This window comes from Lentibacter sp., assembly GCF_029254145.1.
Lineage (GTDB): Bacteria > Pseudomonadota > Alphaproteobacteria > Rhodobacterales > Rhodobacteraceae > Lentibacter.
In genome coordinates this window covers 1-16,212 of sequence record NZ_JAQWYD010000061.1, presented here as the reverse complement: position 1 = coordinate 16,212, position 16,212 = coordinate 1, and the positions used below count along the sequence as shown (strand labels likewise).

The window sequence follows — 16,212 nt, the reverse complement described above, 5'->3', positions numbered from 1 at the left end:
GCCGCGTGCGCCCGCGCGCGTGCTTAACTCTGAGGCCAAAAACAAGTCACCAATACCGCTAAATAGCGTAGTTCTACGCCGTTTTGTCTCGCTGAGCGTCTCGCTGAAAAATGCGAGAGCGAAGCCGGAAACTGCTAAGTTATTGATATTGTGGTGCCCCCACACGGACTCGAACCGCGGACCTATTGATTACAAATCAATTGCTCTACCAGCTGAGCTATAGGGGCACTGCGGGGGGATTTAAGGCAGGATTCTCGCCTGTGCAAGCTAAAAATTTGTCCTATTTGCGCGTGCGAGCAAGATCACAGCAAAAAGGCTTACAACTATGATAAAAATAGCTGCTGGCGCAGCGTCAGAAAGGTTCTCCAAGCTTGCCTGATCATGAACCCGCGTTGCCAAAGTGTCGTAGTTGAAGGGCCGCAAAAGCAAAGTCGCAGGCAACTCTTTCACACAATCCACAAAAACCAGCAAAAGCGCCGAGCCAACAGAGCCTTTGATCAGAGGCATATAAACTTCTTTTAAAACTTGCCCCTGACGCCGCCCCAAAGAGCGCGCAGCCATTGAGAGCGAGGGCGAAACCCGCTCTAGCGCCGCATCTGCAGCCCCCTGCCCAATTGCAAAGAATCGCACAAAGTAAGCCAGCACCAACGCAAACGACGAGCCCGTCAGAATCAGCCCTGGATCAAAACCTGTCAGCCCAAGAACAAAATCAGCCAATGCATTGTCAAACGTTGCCAAGGGCAGCAAAATACCAACCGCCAATACGGCCCCAGGCGCCGCATACCCAATCGTCGTGATAGGCTGCAGCAAGCGCGGCAGCGTACGCCCTGAGAGCCGCACACCATAGACGAGCAAAAGCCCCCCCGTCACGGTGAGAAAGGCAGCCAGGGAGCCAACAACCACCGTGTTCCATGCCGCCTTATAAAGCGCGGGGTCAGCCCAGAGCTCGGCTCGTGCAAGCGCATGGATCAGGATGGTCCCTGCAGGGATCATAAACCCAACGGTAAATGGCAAAGCGCAGCCCAATGTGGCCAAGAGCGCCCAGCCGCCCCGTAGCCGCTTGCGTGAAATCGCCCTATGCCGTCCCCCTTGGTTAAAGAAACGGGCCTTGCGCCGCGAGATCTTTTCCAATGTTACGAGACATATAACCAAGAGCAGGACAACACAGGCAATCTGTGCCGCACCACCTGCGTTATTGCCCTCGAGCCACGTGCTAAAAATACCTGTCGTCAAGGTTTGCACGGCAAAATAGTCGACAGTACCAAAATCATTGACCGCTTCCATCATCACGATCGCCGTGCCTGCCGCTACAGCAGGTCGCGCGAGAGGCAGGCCTATGCGTCTGAGCCGCTGTAGAGCGCCCTGCCCCAGTGACATAGCCACTTCTTCACTCGCCCCTGACTGCTCATGAAACGCCGCGCGTGCGAGCAGATAGACATAGGGGTAAAGCGCCGCTGCAAGCACGATGATGGCCGAGCCCAGCGAGCGGATCTCTGGGAACCAGTAGTCGCGCGCGCCCTCCCAACCAAAGGCCGCCCGCAACGCCGTTTGCACAGGACCCGCGTATTCCAGAAGATCCACAAGCGCGTAGGCCCCCACATAGGCAGGCACAGCCAAGGGCAAAAGCAAAAGCCACTCAAACCAGCGTGCCATAGGAAATTCGTAGCGCGCAATCAGCCATGCCGCACCTGTCCCGACAAGCGCCGCCAACAGCCCCACGCCTGACATCAAAATGAGCGTATTTCCCAAGTAGCGCGGCAATGTGGTTGCAAGGAGATGGGGCCATATGTTCTCGCTCGGAAAGAGCGCCAGCGTACCCACCGCCACAATAGGCGCGAGCACCACCAAAGAAATCAACAAGGCCGTAACTGACCAAGGGTCGGGCTTCAGCCGCGACTGCGGCTTTGCAGAAGAGAGCGCTTTATCCATGCTTCGCTCATGCCCGATTGAGGTTTAACTGTCCAGAAAAGACCGTATATTAGACATAAACCTGCGCTAAAAAGAGAAGCAGAAGGTGAGTTAAAAGTAAGGGCCGTCCATGCAAATCGTCTTTCACGCTGGCGCACATAATACTGATGAGGATCGTATCATCAAATGCCTGCTCAAAAACCGCCCTGACTTTTCCAATCTTGGTGTCAATGTCCCACCTCCGAGCCGCTATCGTAAACTCTTGCACCAGACGCTTCTGGCGATGCACGAAAACGCGCCAAGTCCAGATGCGCGCGATATTATGATCGAAGCCATTCTTGAGGAAGAAAACTGCGAACGCCTTCTACTGTCCAATGAGAACTTCTTCTGCGTGCCCAATATGGCGCTGCGCGGTGGACAATTTTATGACAAAGGTCATGAGCGCGTGCAGCTTCTTTCGGAGCTGTTTGAGGGCGACGACATCGAAGTATTCCTGGGCATCTGCAATCCTGCAACTTATTTGCCAGCACAGTTTCGGCGCACAAAATTTGAAGACTTTGCCGATATGACTTTCGGTGCAGACTCCCGCGATCTGCGCTGGTCCGACCTGATCTATCTCATCCGCGAAAACAATCCGAGTGTCTCACTTACTGTCTGGTGTAACGAAGACACGCCCCTCATCTGGGGGCAAGTGATCCGCGAACTCGCGGGGATAAACCCAAATGAAAAAATAAAAGGCGGTTTTGATCTGATCTCCGAGATCATGACATCTGAGGGCATAAAGCGTTTTCGCGCATATCTGGCAGACAACGTCGATCTATCAGAAATGCAAAAACGCCGCGTGATCTCGGCGTTTTTAGATAAATTTGGCCGGGATGACATGATCGAGGAGGAGCTCGATCTGCCCGGATGGACAGAGGCCCTCGTTGATGAGCTCAGCGATATTTATGATGAAGACGTCTTTGAAATCAGCCGTATCCCGGGCGTGAACTACATCGCGCCCTGAGAGACTGGCCAAAGCGCTCACATACCCAGTGCTTCTTTGTACATTTCAAGCATCGCTTCTTCTTCAGCAATATCGTCCGCGTCGCGCTTGCGCAAAGCCACAACCTTTCGCAGCACCTTTGTGTCATAACCGCGGGCTTTCGCCTCAGCCATGACTTCTTTTTGCTGCTCAGCGATGTCTTTTTTCTCCGCCTCAAGCCGCTCGAAGCGCTCGATAAACTGGCGCAGCTCGTCTGCGGTCACACGGTAACTTGATGGTGTTGAAGTGTCGTCCATAGCGTGCTCTCCAGTCTGGCTTTGCTGTCTTTAGGCTGCCTTGCTAGCGCCCCGCCGCCCGTCCTGCAAGGTGTTTCCCTTGCCGTACGGCCAATCATGCGCTAGGCGCTCTTCCAAGCAAAGGAGTGTCCCATGGAATACCTCGTTTATACTGGCGCAGCCCTGACTGTCTTGGGCCTCATCGGCCTCATTTGGTCGATCTTCAAAGTTAACGCCGCACGCCGCGAAAACCTATCAGATGAAGCCCTGCGCGCCCGCGTTCAGGCTGTTTTGCCATGGAACTTGGGCGCACTGGGTCTATCAGCCTTGGGCCTTGGCTGCGTCGTCGCAGGGGTGCTTCTGGGCTAAATCTTGGCGCCTATCCAAGCATCGGGCGCAGCTGGCTCAAATCGTAACCCGCTCCAGCAGCCGCATCGATAATCTGGTCGGCAGGCAACACACCTGCCTGCCCGAGCGCCCAGACAACAGAACTCCGGTTGCCTGACGCACAGTAGGCCAAAACCTTACCTTCAGCGCCAGAAAGAATGTCACGTTGGCGCTCAGAGTTAGACGTCTCCAGAAGGCTTTGGTGCACCAATGGATGAAAGTGAAAAACAAGTCCTGCAGCTTTCGCTGCTTGTTCCATCACATCATGCTGTAGCTCAGGGCCAATCTCGCTGTCAGGGCGGTTGCAAATCACATCACTAAAGCCGTGCTCGGCCAATTGAGCCATCGCCTCTGGAGTGATCTGGGGAGATACAAAATAGGTGTCAGTCACTTGATGAACCATGTCAGGCTCCTTCTATGCAGCAGTTGGGCGCTGAACAAAGCGCAAAATGTACGGCGTAAGCCACATGCCGGCGAGCATCGCAGCAAAAAACACCCAATGAAAGGTCCCGCCATAGCCAAGCGAGGCAATCGCAGGGCCCGGACAAAGCCCAGCAAGGCCCCACCCTGCCCCAAACAGAAGCGAGCCAAAGGCCAAACGTCGATCAATCTCTACAGGCGGTTGCGGAGGAAACTGCGCCGCAGTGACTGGGCGCCGCCCCTTTGTGAGCCGCCAAGCAATGAACATGGGTACAATCGCACCACCAAGGACAAAAGCCAGTGTCGGATCCCAGTTACCAAAGATATCGAGCCAACCTTGAACCTTGTTCGTGTCGGTCATTCCAGAAATAAACAGGCCTGCACCAAAGAGCGCGCCTGACAAAAGCGAAAACAGAACCCGCATCAGATCACCTCCCAAACATGACGAAAGAGCAAAACGCTCACGCCGCCAGCAAGCAGATAGAACAAGGTTGCGATGATCCCGCGCAGCGAAAGCCGTGAAATCCCACACACACCGTGCCCCGACGTACAGCCATTGGCCACACGCGTTCCGACTCCCACCAAGAGACCTGCCAGAACAAGCACAACTGCGCTTTGGCTAATGTGTGTGTCGACCTTCGTGAACAGCGGATAGAGCACCAAAGGCATCAGAAATGTGCCCCCGAGAAACGCGAGCCGCTCACGCCAATCATGGCGCCCCGTTCCGTCAACCAAGCCACCAAGGATGCCACTAGCGCCCATGATCCGCCCGTTGCCCCACAGCAGCACTGCGCCGCCAAGTCCGATAAGAAGCCCGCCACCGAGCCCCCAGATCCAATCTGGTTCCATTTTCACGTTTCCTTTTGTCCTGTTGGTTTGGCCCGTTCGCATGAGCCAATATCTTGTCTCGCCTATGAGAGCTATATTTTGTTAACGGGAACTTTCAAAAAGACGTCCCCCTGCTCGTCCGCAGGCGGCATCTGCCCTGCTCGCATATTAACCTGCAACGACGGAATGATCAGCTTTGGCATCGCCAATGTTGCGTCTCGCTCATCGCGCATTTTTACAAACTCGCCTTTTGAACGCCCTTCACCCACATGGATGTTGGCCGCTTTTTGCTCGCCCACAGTTGTCTCCCAAGCAAACTCGTCGCGCCCGGGAGCTTTGTAATCATGCCCCACAAAAATGCGTGTCTCCTCAGGCAAGCTGAGAATTTTCTGTACAGATTCAAACAGAACATCCGACGACCCACCAGGAAAGTCGCAACGTGCGGTCCCAAAGTCGGGCATGAAGAGTGTGTCGCCGACGAAGGCAGCGTCACTGATCACATATGTCATGCAAGCGGGTGTGTGCCCCGGGGTGTGCAAGACATCGCCGCGCAACTGCCCGATCTGAAAGCTATCGCCCTCTTGAAACAGCTGGTCAAATTGGCTGCCATCCCGCTGAAACTCTGTGCCTTCGTTGAACACTTTTCCAAAGGTATCCTGCACAGTAACGATCTGCGCGCCGATCCCGATCTTGCCGCCCACACGCTCCTGCAAATAGGGCGCAGCCGAGAGGTGGTCGGCATGCACATGGCTTTCCAAAAGCCACTCCACTTTGAGACCTTCCTGCTCAACATAGGCAATCACCGCATCCGCCGAACGCGTATCTGTACGCCCAGAGGCATAGTCAAAGTCCAAAACAGAATCGATGATCGCGCAAGCGCTTCCCGAAGGGTCTTTCACCACATAGGAAATCGTGTTGGTCGCATCGTCAAAAAACCCTTTTACTTCGGCTTTCATCTTGCCCTCCTTGGCCAGTCTTGGTGTCTGCCATATGATATATTCAAAATATGCTATATGTCAAACACTCTCGTCAACCTTTTCCAAAAGAACGCTAATGCTTGCCAATAACTGCGTTGGGCGGAAAACTCGTCTCATTAAAGGAACGGAGCATCGCTGTGATACGCCCGCCAAGTGCATTTATCTCAACAAAAATAGGCAATCGTATCGCCGTTTTAACCCTCTCACGCCCTCCCGCAGGCAGATTTTCCCAAAGTTTGCGCGCTGAGCTTGAGGCCGTGCTCTCAGAGATCTTCACAACGCCTGATATTGACGCGATCGTTATCACGGGTGAAGGCGCGGCCTTCGATATTGACCTGCCCTTAGCCGAGCGCCAGCTTGGCCAAGCCAGTCCAAGCCTTGATGTGCTCACCACCCTAATCAGCCATGCCCCAATGCCTGTTGTAGCCGCATTGCGCGGACGTATTACCGACGCAGGGCTTGAGCTTGCCCTCGCCGCTCAAGCGCGTGTTATTCATCATGCCAGCCGTATTTGCTTGCCAAGCCTTCAACTCGGACAACTTCCGAGTGCAGCGGCCATTTACACACTCACAACAACACTTGGCCCGCGCTACAGCATCAGACTTCTCGAAACCCTTTCAGACATTCCCGTCTCCCAACCCCGTCTCGCGCCACTCTTCGATAAAATCGTTGTTCAAAACGTCGTGGGTGAGGCCGCCGAGCTTGCGCGAAGCCTCCACGTAACGCCAAAAAAACGCACCCCTGCGCTGGCAGACCCAATCCGCTATCAAGCCGAAATCAATGCCATACGCCAAGAGCGCCCCAACCCAACAGTGGCTTCTGCGCAAAAAGAGGCAGCCCTTGCAGCTCTGGAAGCCGTTCAGCTCCTTCCGAAAAGCGCAGCGCTCCGGTTTGCAGGCATCCAGAATGAAGATCTCCAACAAACACATCTGTCACGCAGCCAAACCTATCGCCGCGCGGCAAAGCTCGCCAGCTTGCGCGGTCATCCGAACACCCATGCGCCAGCCGGTCTCACACTCGTGGGTACAGGCAAACAAGCTCGCAGCATCACGCTCCACGCCATGCGCGCAAATCTGCCTGTCCAGATTATCACCTTAGAAAACGAAAGTTTTGCCGCCTTCCAGAACGTGATTGAAGAAGAGTTGAGAAGACGCGTTGCCCGCAGGATGCTGCCAGTCAGCCAAGTCGAAACAAGTATGAATTTATTGTCCGAAGGGGCTGGGTTTGAAAGTCTAAAATCATCTGACTTTGTCATTGAGTGCGCCACACAGACGGGTGGAAACGCGTTCAATGAGATCAGCGGCTTAATCAAACAAATCAAAGCACATTGTGCCGAGAACACAGTCCTGCTGCTAACGTCAGGGATGCGCAGTGGCGCAGCCGAGTTCAGCGAGCTGATGACGCCAAAAGTCGCTGCCCTGCAACTTCACCCCGACATCGGCAGCGGAGAACTGGCGGAAATTGCACTAAAGCCCGAGTTTGCGCGCACAGAGCGTCATCAAGCGCCGATGTTATCCGCGCTCAGACGTCTCGGAATAACGTCCTCGTTTCAGGCTGCCCAAAACGGCTTGGTCTCCTCGCGCCTCTTTACGGCGCTATGTCTCGCAGCCGAAGAAGCCGTGGCACAAGGCGCGCGTCCAGAGGCCGTAGATGCCGCCTTGCCCTGTCGGGTCAAGCCATATGCCGCACAAAACGCCGAGGGCCAGCGCGCCCAACCGTTTCGGATAAACGCGTTTTTTGGCGATGTTTTGGAAAGCGCAGCCCCAGGCCTCAATGCCGCATTTCTCAAGGCTGGCTTTGAAGGCGGCAAAGGCACATCGGCTTTTGATCCATCACGTAGCAAACTCACAGAGGAAGCCTATAAGACGGTTGCCCATTGGCGCAGCCAAATTAGCCAGACAGGTTATGGTCCACCCCCCGAGCCTCCGAGAGGTACCGAAGTGACGCTTCTTGCGACAATTGCACTCTGTTCAGCTGGATCACGCTTGATCGAAGCAGGCATCGTCGCAACGCCGTGGGAGCTGGATCAGATAGCAACCGCAACACTTGGATTTACGCCTGAATACGGCGGCCCCTTCTTTGAGGCCGAAGCCATGGGACTTACCAGTTTTCAAATGTCTCTGCGCAGGCTCAAGCCCCTGCGCCCAGAATTCTTTGCAGAACCTGATCGGCTACGAGACATGATCAAAAACGGTGAAAGCTTCGCAAAACCTGGCCAAGGCGCCTCAGCCTACTTGTGAAATATCTTCCTCTAGCCCGCTGAGTTGCTCAAACGGGTCTGTCGTGACGCCCTCTGCCTCAAACCCTGGCAAATGGCTTAGATCAGGCAAATCATCGACGGTGATTGGCTGCATCGGCGGCTGCGCTACCGAACCTGAATACGCCTCCTGCAAGGCATCCTCCGCCAGCCAAATATCTGCCTCTCCCATAGGCTCAAACGGCGTCTTGATCTGCGCTCTCGCGCCAAACTGCAACTTCAAAGCGCGCATCCCGTCTTGCTTGCCCAGCTTGCAAGGGCCCAAGCTGGTGGCCCCGACACCCATATCAAGTTCGACCCGCGCCAAAGCCCCCGCTCCAAAGCGAAGCTGCTCCCCAACCTTCAAATTGGAGAGTTCACCCAATGTCATTTGGCGACGGTGAATCACAGCGCGCACAACCGCTCTGGCCTCCATCAACGCTCCATCGCGCAGCCGCCTAACGTCCTGCGTATCAGCCGTTTTGGAGGCCGCCTTTATCTGTGTCGCGTTCACGCTCTCTGGGGTCCCAATCGGCAGACACAGAACCAGTTCTCCCCGCTTCACTCCGCTTTCAAGCTCAATCTGCGCCCGCAGCACTCGATAGTCAGGAACCTCCAGCAAAAGACCCAAGTGCCGCTTGCTTTCAATACGTGCCCCAAACGCAAACCCTTCAGTCAACGCGCGATCTTTTATGCTGAGCTCCTCGCTCATGCCTTCAAGGACCCGCGTAATATAAGGCGCAATCAGGGCCGCATCCGTCGCAGTGGCGGCACGGCTTGCTCCTACACGTTCACTGACACGTCCAATCGTCTGTTTCTCAACGATGCCGTTTACCAAAGGCAGATCTATTCCCATGACCCCCAATGCACCCTGCGGTCCATCCAGCAAAACAAGCAGCATTTCCGCGTCAACCGAGCGCATCAGCGCTTCTTGGCTCAGCTGCTCTTCGAAGACATCAGAGACACTCACAGCCAGCTCAAACAATGTTTCAGCCGCACGCGACAAAGACAGACCCATCGCGCGCGCAGCCGACATCAGCCGCGCTTTGCGCTCCTCGAGCCCTGCCCGCGCCTTTCGGCGCAAAACGTCATTTGCACTGATTTCGCCCATAGCCTCCGCCGCCATTCTTTGCGGTGTGTGTCCTTCGGGTCTAGCGTCAATCCGTTACCATCTTCTTATCAAACGAGATTAATAAGGGCTGTTCAGCCTTTTTCACCTAGAGGTAAAGATACCCTAAACGCGGTCCCTCCCTGCCCGGGCAAATAGCTGATTGTGCCGCCAAGACGCTCCATAACCTCACGACAAATCGCAAGACCAAGCCCCGCCCCGCTCTCTCGATCATCACCCAAACGGGAAAATTTCTCAAAAATAACCCGCTGGTCGTCGCGCGTGATCCCTGTTCCGTTATCCACAAAGTCGACATTCAAGCGCCCGTCTTTCGCCCGCGCGATGATCTTGAGGGTCGGATTAGGCGCCGCACAGTACTTTTGGGCATTGGCAATCAGATTGATGAAAACCTGGCTTAGACGGTCAAGATCTGTGTTGAGCACAACCTGTTCTCGCTCACGCCGCCGCACGATCTCTAGCTTCCCGGAGAGGCCGACAGCAGACACCGCCCGATCAAGAACATCAACGAGTGGGCCTTGCTCAACATTCATCGAGACTTGGCCATTTTCCAGAACACTCAAATCTAGAAGATCGTCCAGAAGACGCGTGAGACGCACCGATTCACTATTGATGATTGAACTGTATTTGCTCTGTTCTTGGCTTGTCAGCCCTTCCCCATCGCGCAAAATTTCAGAAAACGCGCGGATTGACGTCATAGGCGTGCGCAACTCATGGCTGATCTGGCTCAAAAATGCATCTTTCTGATGCGAAAGCTCGGTCAGCTTTTCGTTTGCTTCTCGCAGCTGGCGCGCCGTGCGGCTGAGTTCTTCGGATTTGGCTTCAAGCTGGCTCGAATATTCCATGATTTGCGCCGCCTCATCCGCCACAGCAATCAGATCATCCACTGAGACAGCCGCACCGCCGACAATCTGCCCAACCATGGCATGTGCTGTCGCGGCGCCAACAGAGCCAGACAATTCGCGCTCCAACTGGTTGAGAAACTCAGGTGTTGGTTCTGGCAAATAGCCTTCAAGCCCCTGCGCGCGCGCTACGCGTCGAAACAGGCTCTGCGCTTGAGTTGCACCAATGATCCGCTGCGCCATAAGCAACAGATCTTCACTTTGCACCATCCCACCGCGCCAGCGCTGCCCTCGTGTTGAATGTCGAAACACATCGACAATCTGCGCGCCCTGCAAGCGTTCGAGCGGCGCGGGGAAGCTCACGAGAGATACGACAATAAAAGCCAAAGTATTCAGACTAAGGCTCCAAAAAACCGCGTGCACAAGCGAATCCAAACCCTCAAACCCGAACAAAGCTTGGGGCCTGAGCGCACCGATGCCCCAAGGACCCTCAGAAAAGACAGACGCCGTGAGCGCCGCATCAGGCCCAAAGCTTGGCAAAAACATCGTCCAAATCCAGATGGAAAAGCCCAAAAGAAGACCCGCCACCGCACCGTTTCGGGTTGAGCCACGCCAAAACAAACCGCCCAACAAAGCAGGCAAAAACTGCGCCACCCCCGCAAAAGACACAAGACCAATTGCAGCCAGAGCCGCCCCCCCGCCAGAGATGCGATAATAAACATACCCCAAAAATACGACGCCAATGATCGAGAACCGCCGCGACAGCAGCACCACATTTCGCAAATCCCCTGACATTAGCGCTCCGCCGCCCATCAGCCGCAACCAGATCGGCATCACGATATGGTTGGACACCATCGTCGAGAGCGCAATTGCCGCGACGATCACCATCGAGGTGGCTGAGGAAAACCCGCCAAGAAACGACATCACGGCAAGTCCCGTATTTCCCGACGTCAACGGGATCGACAGAACATAAAGATCCGGATTTGTCCCCTCAGGCAGAATACTGCGCCCGACGACAGCGATCGGCACAATGAAAAGACTGATCAACAAGAGATAGGTCGGGAAGGCCCAAGCAGCAAAGCGCAGGTGGCGCTCATCGTCATTTTCCACAACCAAGACCTGAAACATCCGTGGCAGCGTCAAAAATGCCGCCGCTGACAGCGCAGTCAGCGCAACCCACCGAGAAGGCGCAATCTCCCATGTGGCAATCTCGCTGGCTTCGATCTGAGAAATCACTTTGGTCAGCCCGCCCCCAAGCCCCCAGACAACGAACACACCAACTGCTATAAGCGCCAGAAGCTTGACGACAGCCTCAAGCGCAATCGCCATCACAACCCCGTGGTGGCGCTCGTTCACATCAAGATTACGCGTGCCAAACAGCACAGTAAAAAGCGCGAGCCCCGTGGCGACCCAAAACGCCGTGGCCTCGCTGTTTCCCAAGGTGGGGCCCGCATCGCCTGGCCCAGCCGCTGCAAACGCAGAAAACGACAACGTGACCGACTGCAATTGAAGCGCAATATATGGTGTGGTCCCTGCAACAGCCATCAGGGTGATCATCACAGCAAGTGTATTGGATTTCCCAAAGCGGTTGGAAATAAGATCTGCAATCGACGTGATCCGCTGCGCACGGCCCACTCGCACCAGCTTGCGCAACACCCACCACCAGCCAATCATCACAAGGCTCGGGCCAATATAGATCGTCAAATATTCAAGCCCAGAGCGCGCAGCAAACCCGACTGCCCCGTAAAATGTCCAGGCGGTACAGTAGATCGAAAGCGAAAGCGTGTAGACAATCGGCGACTGAAGCCAGCGCCCCCGCCCACGCTTGGCGGCCCGCTCGGCCATAAATGCAACAAAAAACAAGAGCGCCGCATAGGCCGCGCAAATGAGCGCTAGAATATTGACGGCGGTATTCAAAGTTCTGTGTCTTCTTTAAGAGCGTTGGCGGACTGTGCATCCGCCTCACCACGCAAGCGTCGGCTCAAAAGCGCGCCACCCAAGATCATCACAGCCCATACACTAAAGAGATAACCCATTGCGCCAACGTTACTTTTGGCGGCGCCAGTCCAAATGATCGGCAATACAAAGCAAATCACGCCCAAGATGGGCCACAATCGAATCGCATCCACAGCACGCCGCTCGCGATATGTGTCTTTTGGCAAGAAGAGCTGGCCCTCTGACGGCCTGCGTCGCGCAGAGCTCAGAGAAGGTTTCGCGGCCAGTGCAGCCGTTGAGGCATCAGGCTCTGTCACGCGCCTGCCAGCTCTCGCACAGCAGCCAGCACATCAGAGTTTGAAAACGGTTTGGTCATAAAGAGACTTGCACCCAGCTCCATCGCGCGCTCTCGGTCTTTTGTTTGCCCACGCGCAGTCAGCATCATGACAGGCGTCTCACCAAGCGTCTCATGGCTTCGAATATCGCGCAAAATATCAAACCCGCTGCGCCCCGGCAGCATAACATCCAGCACAATCAAATCAGGTGCTTTGCTTTCCAACGCCGCCAGCGCGGTATCTCCGTTAGAGTGCGTATGCACTCCCCATCCATCCCGAGACAAAATAAAACTTATTGCCTCAATAATGTTCGGTTCATCTTCGACCAGAACCACGGTTTTCCCCATATTGTCGTCCCTCCCCTGACGCCCCCCGCGCGGGTTATCGCTGGGGTAAATCCTTTATCACCACAAAAGGTGCGCCTGTCAAAAGCAGAACGCGTGTTCAATGCATCGCAGCCTCAAAAGCGGACCGAAACAATCGAGGGTTCTCGCCTTGCCGCGCAGCTCTCTCGCGGACAAATACGACAGCTCGCACCGATCAGCCGACCAGCGCTTTCGCGTCCTTGGCCTTGCCCGTCCAAATTGGGAGGCGCAATCAGCATCGTCGCTTCTAAAAGCGGGTCCGCGCCATAATCCGTGCTCAAGACAGCCTGCGCCACAGCATAGGTATCAAAGAGCGCCTCGCTCATCCCACCTCGTCCAGGCATCAAGACCCGCTGCGACAAAGGCATCATCGGACGGCTCAAGGCTTGAAACAAAGGCCAGAGCGGGCAAAGCGCCCCAAATCGTGGTATAGAAAACCCATCGGTTGGCTTGCGATACAACATTGTCCCTGACGCATCGCACACAACAAGCCCAAAGCCATGCTCGGGCAATGTCGCCAAGCGGCGCATGACACTGGCCAGATCCTGCCCCAAAAGAGTAGAGAGCCTGAGAGGATCTGGCCCTTGTTGATCAATCGCCGCACGGATTGCGGCAAGCGGCATACGCTCGGCATCCTCCACGTAACAATCAAGGTATTTCCCTGCGATCGCTAGCGCGCTGGACGATTTTATTTGCACCGCACCGCCTAAATAGCTCTCAACCGCACCCGCACGCCCCTCTTCAAGAGCAGGAAAATGCCACCCGTAGGCACTCAAAAATCCAGCCACCTCTTCTTGCGGCGAGCCAACTTCGCTCTGGGTATCGCTGGCGCCATCGAGAAACCCGACCAAAGCTTGCGCTCGGTCTGCAAGACGACCTGCATCTTCATTGATGTTCCGGTGAAAACGGTCGCGCCACTCTGGTTCAATCTCGCGGGTATCTGACAAAATAGAGGCCGTCGAGCGGATTGCCGTCACGGTTGACAGAACCTCATGCAGCGTTGCCGCCAAATGAGGATCATGGGTCAAACGGTCGGTCAGCGTTTCAACATTGCGCTCAAGTTCATCAATACGTCGCCCCGCGCGGATCACAAGATTGGCCCAGCCGGGAAACCGGTTTGCAAAATCCGCGCTCGAAGATACGCCAATCTCTTCCCCGAGCCGCGCCGCCACGTTGCCAAGCCGCGCAATCACTTCTTGCTCTGCCCCCTCCGCCAAAAGCGAAGGATCAACCTCAAGTCGGTGCGCCAGAGACTGTAGCAACTTGCCTCCGATTCTACGGCGGTTGTGCTCGATTAGATTAAGATAAGAGGGAGATATACCAACAGCTAGGGCCAAATCGGCCTGTCTCAGCCCCTGAGCAATGCGCCGCTCTCTGATGCGACTGCCGGCAAGTGTGCGCGTGGCCATGGCAATTCTCTTATAGTTTCAACATGTTTCTGCATCGCAACATAAACAAATTTACAAAACGCGCAAATGATCTGTTCAGTAATTTACAAAACTTTTGTTATGTCAAAATGCCTTGTTGCGTAATTTTCGGTCGCTCATGCATATTGTATTTGCACAAACGTGCCTGTGGGGGAGCGCAGGAGGAGGCTCTTCCCCATCAATCGTAACGGGAGGAATATATGTCCACATCCAACTTTACACGTCGTGGCGTGCTTAAGACGAGTGCCTATCTTGGCGCTGGCGTCGCAATGCCCACAATCTTTACAGCCTCATCGGCTGCTGCCTACATGAACGAGCCAAAGGGTGGCACAGTCACACTTGGTTTCAACGTTCCACAGTCAGGCCCATACGCAGACGAAGGTGCCGACGAACTGCGCGCCTACGAACTTGCGGTCGAACACCTCAACGGTGGCGGCGATGGCGGCTTGATGAACACGTTCAGCTCGAAAGCCCTCAAAGGCAACGGCATCCTCGGCAAGAAAGTCGAATATGTCACAGGCGACACGCAGACAAAGTCTGACGCGGCCCGCGCCTCTGCAAAGTCAATGATCGAAAAAGACGGCGCTGTGATGATCACAGGCGGTTCGTCTTCAGGTGTTGCTGTTGCTGTTCAAGCGCTCTGCCAAGAAGCAGGCGTTATCTTCATGGCAGGCCTGACGCACTCAAACGACACGACAGGTAAAGACAAGAAGGCAAATGGCTTCCGCCACTTCTTCAACTCTTACATGTCAGGCGCAGCTCTCGCGCCCGTGCTTCAGAAAATGTACGGCTCCGACCGTAAAGCCTACCACCTGACAGCAGACTACAACTGGGGTTACACCACAGAAGAAGCTGTTAAGTCGTCAACAGAAGCCATGGGCTGGGAAACAGTGAACGCGGTCAAAACACCGCTGACACAAACAGACTTCTCAAGCTACATTGCACCTGTTCTCCAGTCAGGTGCAGACGTTCTCGTTCTGAACCACTACGGCGGGAACATGGTAAACTCGCTGACAAACGCGGTTCAGTTCGGCCTGCGCGACAAGCAAGTTAACGGCAAGAACTTCGAAATCGTCGTTCCGCTCTACTCACGCCTGATGGCGAAGGGTGCTGGCGCCAACGTTAAGGGCATCTTCGGCTCAACAAACTGGCACTGGTCACTGACAGACGAAGGCTCAAAAGCATTCGTTAAGTCCTTCGGCGAAAAGTACGGCTTCCCGCCCTCACAGGCTGCTCACACATGCTACGTACAAGCCCTGCTCTATGCAGATGCTTGTGAGCGTGCCGGTACGTTCAACCCTTGTGGCGTTGTCGAAGCGCTTGAAGGCTTTGAGTTTGACGGTATGGGCAACGGCAAGACACTTTACCGTGCTGAAGACCACCAGTGCTTCAAAGACGTTCTCGTCGTGAAGGGTAAAGAGAACCCAACATCAGAGTTTGACCTTCTCGAAATCGTTCAAGTCACACCTGTTGATCAAGTTACTTATGCCCCTGATCACCCCCAGTTCGCTGGCGGCGCACTCGGCACATGTAACTCAGGCGCTTAATAGCTCCTATCATTTTAGGGCGAGCTTCGGCTCGCCCTAATCCTTCTGCCTCACGTCAAGGGGCTCTCCAAACACATCCGGGGTGGGACAATGGACGCAATCGTTCTGCAGATTCTGAACGGGCTCGACAAGGGCTCCGCCTATGCGCTGATCGCGCTGGGCCTGACACTAATTTTTGGCACGCTTGGCGTTGTCAACTTTGCGCACGGCGCATTGTTCATGATCGGCGCATTTTGCGCCGTCACGTTTTCACGCATTATCACGTGGTCCCACACCGTCATCGACGAGACCAAAAAAGACTTTCTGGGCAACCCGCTCAAAGTCGAGGTGCCCCACATTTATGACTGGTTCGGACAGACCACAGGCGATGCCATAATCGACTGGGCCGTTCCACTGTCACTCTTGTTCACGGTCCCTGTCATGCTCTTCGTGGGCTATGCCATGGAGCGCGGCTTGATCAAGCACTTCTACAAGCGTCCCCATGCTGACCAAATTCTTGTGACGTTCGGCCTCGCGATCGTTTTGCAAGAGGTGATCAAATACTACTACGGTGCAAACCCGATCCCGACACCCGCTCCCGAGGTCTTTGCTGGCAGCTTTGACTTCGGCGCGCTTCTAG

16 protein-coding genes and 1 tRNA gene are annotated in these 16,212 nt (G+C 55.0%); 5 read left to right on the top strand and 12 right to left on the bottom strand.

Features of this window, described 5'->3' with window-relative positions:
• Window positions 1-151: 151 nt before the first annotated feature.
• Both P8O11_RS07245 and P8O11_RS07240 read right to left on the bottom strand, forming a co-directional pair.
• Window positions 152-227 (bottom strand) — tRNA-Thr (locus tag P8O11_RS07245).
• A 40-nt stretch (window positions 228-267) separates the two neighbouring features.
• A complete protein-coding gene (locus P8O11_RS07240) occupies window positions 268-1,929 on the bottom strand; it encodes an iron ABC transporter permease (RefSeq protein WP_300293186.1) in 1,662 nt (553 codons plus the stop codon).
• A 109-nt stretch (window positions 1,930-2,038) separates the two neighbouring features.
• On the opposite strand from P8O11_RS07240, the gene P8O11_RS07235 reads away from it, so the two are divergent.
• Window positions 2,039-2,914, top strand: coding sequence for a hypothetical protein (locus P8O11_RS07235; RefSeq protein WP_300293184.1), 876 nt, complete (start codon window positions 2,039-2,041; stop codon window positions 2,912-2,914).
• A 17-nt stretch (window positions 2,915-2,931) separates the two neighbouring features.
• On the opposite strand, the gene P8O11_RS07230 is transcribed toward P8O11_RS07235, so the two are convergent.
• Window positions 2,932-3,189: a DUF2312 domain-containing protein gene (locus tag P8O11_RS07230; protein WP_089888427.1), complete on the bottom strand. Its 258-nt coding sequence runs from the start codon at window positions 3,187-3,189 to the stop codon at window positions 2,932-2,934.
• A gap of 132 nt (window positions 3,190-3,321) precedes the next feature.
• On the opposite strand from P8O11_RS07230, the gene P8O11_RS07225 reads away from it, so the two are divergent.
• The gene (locus P8O11_RS07225) at window positions 3,322-3,537 is read left to right on the top strand and encodes a hypothetical protein (protein WP_300293182.1); all 216 of its coding nucleotides are present in this window, start codon (window positions 3,322-3,324) and stop codon (window positions 3,535-3,537) included.
• Between the two features lie 10 nt (window positions 3,538-3,547).
• On the opposite strand, the gene P8O11_RS07220 is transcribed toward P8O11_RS07225, so the two are convergent.
• The 4 genes from P8O11_RS07220 to P8O11_RS07205 all read right to left on the bottom strand — a co-directional run bounded on the left by P8O11_RS07220 (window position 3,548) and on the right by P8O11_RS07205 (window position 5,759).
• Window positions 3,548-3,958, bottom strand: a complete 411-nt coding sequence (locus P8O11_RS07220; protein ID WP_300293180.1) for a TIGR01244 family sulfur transferase — start codon at window positions 3,956-3,958, stop codon at window positions 3,548-3,550.
• 12 nt (window positions 3,959-3,970) lie between these two features.
• Window positions 3,971-4,399, bottom strand: coding sequence for a DUF6691 family protein (locus P8O11_RS07215; RefSeq protein WP_300293178.1), 429 nt, complete (start codon window positions 4,397-4,399; stop codon window positions 3,971-3,973).
• Window positions 4,399-4,824: a YeeE/YedE thiosulfate transporter family protein gene (locus P8O11_RS07210; protein ID WP_300293176.1), complete on the bottom strand. Its 426-nt coding sequence runs from the start codon at window positions 4,822-4,824 to the stop codon at window positions 4,399-4,401. Before P8O11_RS07210 ends, P8O11_RS07215 begins: the two co-directional genes overlap by 1 nt.
• A gap of 71 nt (window positions 4,825-4,895) precedes the next feature.
• Window positions 4,896-5,759 carry an MBL fold metallo-hydrolase gene (locus P8O11_RS07205; protein WP_300293174.1) on the bottom strand — a complete coding sequence of 288 codons (864 nt, stop codon included), beginning with the start codon at window positions 5,757-5,759 and terminating at the stop codon, window positions 4,896-4,898.
• A gap of 158 nt (window positions 5,760-5,917) precedes the next feature.
• On the opposite strand from P8O11_RS07205, the gene P8O11_RS07200 reads away from it, so the two are divergent.
• A complete protein-coding gene (locus tag P8O11_RS07200) occupies window positions 5,918-8,020 on the top strand; it encodes an enoyl-CoA hydratase/isomerase family protein (RefSeq protein WP_300293172.1) in 2,103 nt (700 codons plus the stop codon).
• Here the strand turns inward: P8O11_RS07200 and P8O11_RS07195 are convergent.
• The 5 genes from P8O11_RS07195 to P8O11_RS07175 all read right to left on the bottom strand — a co-directional run bounded on the left by P8O11_RS07195 (window position 8,006) and on the right by P8O11_RS07175 (window position 14,028).
• On the bottom strand, window positions 8,006-9,142 hold the full coding sequence (locus P8O11_RS07195; protein WP_300293170.1) for a FliM/FliN family flagellar motor switch protein: 1,137 nt from the start codon (window positions 9,140-9,142) through the stop codon (window positions 8,006-8,008). The two genes, P8O11_RS07200 and P8O11_RS07195, sit on opposite strands and share 15 nt — an antisense overlap.
• A gap of 77 nt (window positions 9,143-9,219) precedes the next feature.
• On the bottom strand, window positions 9,220-11,829 hold the full coding sequence (locus P8O11_RS07190) for an ATP-binding protein (RefSeq protein ID WP_300293188.1): 2,610 nt from the start codon (window positions 11,827-11,829) through the stop codon (window positions 9,220-9,222).
• Between the two features lie 68 nt (window positions 11,830-11,897).
• Window positions 11,898-12,236, bottom strand: coding sequence for a hypothetical protein (locus tag P8O11_RS07185; protein WP_300293168.1), 339 nt, complete (start codon window positions 12,234-12,236; stop codon window positions 11,898-11,900).
• On the bottom strand, window positions 12,233-12,601 hold the full coding sequence (locus P8O11_RS07180; RefSeq protein WP_300293166.1) for a response regulator: 369 nt from the start codon (window positions 12,599-12,601) through the stop codon (window positions 12,233-12,235). The genes P8O11_RS07185 and P8O11_RS07180 overlap by 4 nt, the downstream gene beginning before the upstream one ends.
• A gap of 113 nt (window positions 12,602-12,714) precedes the next feature.
• Window positions 12,715-14,028 carry a helix-turn-helix transcriptional regulator gene (locus P8O11_RS07175; RefSeq protein ID WP_300293164.1) on the bottom strand — a complete coding sequence of 438 codons (1,314 nt, stop codon included), beginning with the start codon at window positions 14,026-14,028 and terminating at the stop codon, window positions 12,715-12,717.
• A 218-nt stretch (window positions 14,029-14,246) separates the two neighbouring features.
• Between P8O11_RS07175 and P8O11_RS07170 the strand changes: the two genes are divergently transcribed.
• Both P8O11_RS07170 and P8O11_RS07165 read left to right on the top strand, forming a co-directional pair.
• Window positions 14,247-15,593, top strand: a complete 1,347-nt coding sequence (locus tag P8O11_RS07170; RefSeq protein ID WP_300293162.1) for a substrate-binding protein — start codon at window positions 14,247-14,249, stop codon at window positions 15,591-15,593.
• Between the two features lie 90 nt (window positions 15,594-15,683).
• The coding region (locus P8O11_RS07165; protein WP_367186850.1) for a branched-chain amino acid ABC transporter permease at window positions 15,684-16,212 on the top strand (529 nt) is incomplete at its 3' end.